Genomic DNA, 3,108 nt, shown 5'->3' with positions numbered 1-3,108 from the left:
TGTGGTCATGGGTTTACTCAGCATGTGGCTCTTTGATATGGACCTGAGCCGGCCCGGGGCCATGGGTTTACTCATTTTCCTGGCGGGAATGTTTCTGAGCGCGGCCATCATCGGCGCTTTAGTCCTGGCCCTGGTGCTCTGGTTCGGGCAGCGGGCCGAAGTCGCGGCCTGGGCCTTCTCCTACCTGATGCTCCTTTTATGCGGTCTCTACTATCCGGTGAGCGTTCTGCCCCCGGGGGTCCAGGAACTGGCCCAAATCATCCCCCTGACCTATTTTTTGGAATATTTCCGGCACTTCTACGGCTTCCCCCTGCACTACCCCCATCCCCTGCTTTACGGCTTCTCCCTAAGCGTGATATATTTGTGCGTTTGTTACGCCTTGGTGCATTACACTTTGAGCTCGGCGTTGCAGCGGGGGACTTTGCTAAGACTATCGGAATAAAGCATTTTTGAACAATAGTATTGCAACAACGTAATCTATATGTTGCTTATTTTACAGAAGGAGATGAGATGAACATATCAATTAGATTGGAAGAACAAATTGATTATCGAAATGTTGAATATCTGACAAGAGAAGCATTTTGGAATGTATATAAACCTGGATGTGATGAACATCTGCTGGTTCATAAAATAAGACAAGTACCTGCATTTGTAAATGAATTGTCTTTTGTTGCATGTGATGATGATAATATCGTCGGCAATATAATCTATTCAAAAGCAAAATTAATCAATGATGAAAATAATGAATTTGAAGTCCTGTGTATGGGGCCGATTGGAGTATTACCAGCTTATCAAGGAAAAGGGATTGGTTCTTTATTAATGAATTATTCTATCGCCAAGGCAAAGCAGTTGGGATATAAGGCCATAATTATTTTCGGAAACCCGAATTATTATCATCGCTTTGGCTTTGTAAACGCCAAGGAATATGGGATTCAAACATCATCGGGTGGAAATTTTGAGGAATTTATGGCCTTGGAGCTTTATGATGGCGGTCTGAATGGGATTTCCGGCAAGTTTTATGAAGATAAGGTTTTTGCCATAGAAAAAGATGAACTGGAGATTTTCGAAAAAGAATTTCCTCCCAAAGAGAAGCGTGTTACAGATACTCAACTGAAGCAACCCTAAACAAAAAAGGGTTGGGGGAGGAGGTTGCGGGAGGGGCTGCGGCCCTAAGCGCCTCTGCATTAAAGAAGATGATCGGTGTCTTCGACTCTGGTTTCGGCGGGCTAGTGGTCCTGCGGGAATTTTTGCAGGCCCTACCCCAGTACGATTATCTGTACCTGGGGGACAATGCCCGTATCCCTTACGGCACCCGTTCGGATAAAGTGGTGGTCCGCTTCACCGCCCAGGCGGTGGATTTTTTATTCCGTCAGGGCTGTAATCTCATCATCCTGGCCTGCCACACGGCCTCGGCCAAGGCCCTGCGCACCATCCAACAGATTTATTTGCCGATCCATTATCCCGAACGCCGAGTTTTGGGAGTAGTGATTCCCACCGCGGAAGAGGCCCTGGCCCGGAGCCAGGGCAAGCGCATCGGCGTCATGGCCACCGAAGGCACCGTGACTTCCCGGTCTTTCGATATCGAGCTGAAGAAATTGGACCCCGAAGTGGAAGTGGTGCAGCAGGCCTGCCCCTTACTGGTGCCTCTCATCGAATCCGGGGAGCAGGAATGGGAAGGCACGGACATGATTCTCAAGCGCTACCTGGCGCCCTTGAAGGCGGCCCGGGTGGACACCCTGATTTTGGGCTGCACCCATTACTCCATTTTGATAGACCAGGTCCGGGCCCTTATGGGGGACAACCTGGAACTGATCTGCTCCGGTAAAGTAACTGCAGCCAAATTAGTGGATTATCTGCAACGACACCCGGAAATGGAAACCCGCCTCAGCCGAAGCGGCAGCCGCCGCTACCTCACCACCGACCTCACGCCCAGGTTCCAGCAACTGGCCAGCCTCTTCATGGGGCAGGCCCTGACGCCCGAAGTGGTGGAGTTATAAAAAGATTTTACCACAAAGGCACAGAGATAATTTTTATTTTTGGCGGCTCGCCGCCAAAAATAAAAATTATCTCTGTGTAACTTTGTGTCTTTGTGTCTTTGTGTCTTTGTGGTGAATCTTTTCCGGACAAACCCAAGGTTCGCTACATATCCCCAGGCGCCAACAACTCCGCTTTTTGATAATGCAGCCCGATGTCCCGTCTTAATGCCAACCGGTTACCCTGGTCGTTCTCCCGGGGGATCACCCGGATTTTTCCCTGGTCAAACGCGTTCAGCAGCCGCTGCCGCAGGCTTTCCACCACCTGGCCCCGCTTCTGGCCCGCCTTCACCGTGGCGTTGGCCACCAGGTAGGCCACCCGGGAGCCGTCAGACTTGAAGACGCCTTCTTCCGTGCAATCCATGGCCGACGGGATGACGGTGATCTTCTTTTTCTCGAAATAATCGAAATCCATCTCCAGGACCTCCCCATTGGTCAGGGACCAGGGATAGCCCTTCTGCTGCTTGGGGCCGCCGGGGCCGGTGACCAGGGCCAGGCACAGGGAAATCTGGTCCGCCCTCACCTCCGGGGCGACTTCCTGGAGGCGGCCCTCTTTCATGGCCACCAGGAGTGGACCCAGGTTGCGGAGCCTTTTGACGATGGGCTGAAACCCCGGCTCCCCGGGGCGAATATTGATTTCGCAGACCCGCACGGCCCGGGGCTGGAAATTGTGGTCAAAAGAGGCGAAGCAGCCGGGATAAAGGACGCAGGGGCGCAGGATGCCCCGCTCCTGCATGGTTTTGATCAGGGGCCGGGCGATGCTTTCTTCGGCCAGGGCCATTAAGGCCGGGGATTCCAGGGGGTGGGGGGAGATGGACCCCATGCCCCCGGTGATGGGGTTGTCCATGCCCGGCGGCCCCGCAAACCTCTCCGGGTAGTCCATGGCCGTGGGCAGAAGCTGGTAATTTCCTTTTTTATCCACAAAAATTGTAAAACTGATTTCCACTCCGGACATGCGGGCTTCGATGAGCAGGGGCCAGGGGTTTTTTTTGCCGCATAACTGGCTGTAAGAGTCTTTATAGTCTTTCAGCAATTCATCATAGATTTCCCGGATTTCCCAGGCGTTCAAAATAAT

The 3,108-nt window shown here is 52.3% G+C and carries 4 protein-coding genes; 3 read left to right on the top strand and 1 reads right to left on the bottom strand.

Annotated elements, in window-relative coordinates:
• The 3 genes from HZA49_07015 to murI all read left to right on the top strand — a co-directional run.
• Positions 1-442: ABC transporter permease (locus HZA49_07015; GenBank protein MBI5779191.1), on the top strand; the 442-nt coding region annotated here is incomplete at its 5' end.
• A gap of 68 nt (positions 443-510) precedes the next feature.
• Positions 511-1,125, top strand: coding sequence for an N-acetyltransferase (locus tag HZA49_07010; GenBank protein ID MBI5779190.1), 615 nt, complete (start codon positions 511-513; stop codon positions 1,123-1,125).
• Positions 1,126-1,193: 68 nt separating this feature from the next.
• Positions 1,194-1,997, top strand: a complete 804-nt coding sequence (gene murI, locus HZA49_07005; protein ID MBI5779189.1) for a glutamate racemase — start codon at positions 1,194-1,196, stop codon at positions 1,995-1,997.
• A gap of 142 nt (positions 1,998-2,139) precedes the next feature.
• Here murI and HZA49_07000 read toward each other — a convergent pair.
• Positions 2,140-3,108: hypothetical protein (locus HZA49_07000; GenBank protein MBI5779188.1), on the bottom strand; the 969-nt coding region annotated here is incomplete at its 5' end.

The organism is Planctomycetota bacterium (assembly GCA_016235865.1).
GTDB lineage: Bacteria > Planctomycetota > MHYJ01 > JACQXL01 > JACQXL01 > JACRIK01.
This window is presented reverse-complemented; position numbering and strand designations above follow the sequence as displayed.

Bases quoted from the DNA above. Each gene is read 5' to 3' on its own strand.
- HZA49_07010 (MBI5779190.1), top strand. From the start codon at position 511: ATGAACATATCAATTAGATTGGAAGAACAAATTGATTATCGAAATGTT.
- murI (MBI5779189.1), top strand. From the start codon at position 1,194: ATGATCGGTGTCTTCGACTCTGGTTTCGGCGGGCTAGTGGTCCTGCGG.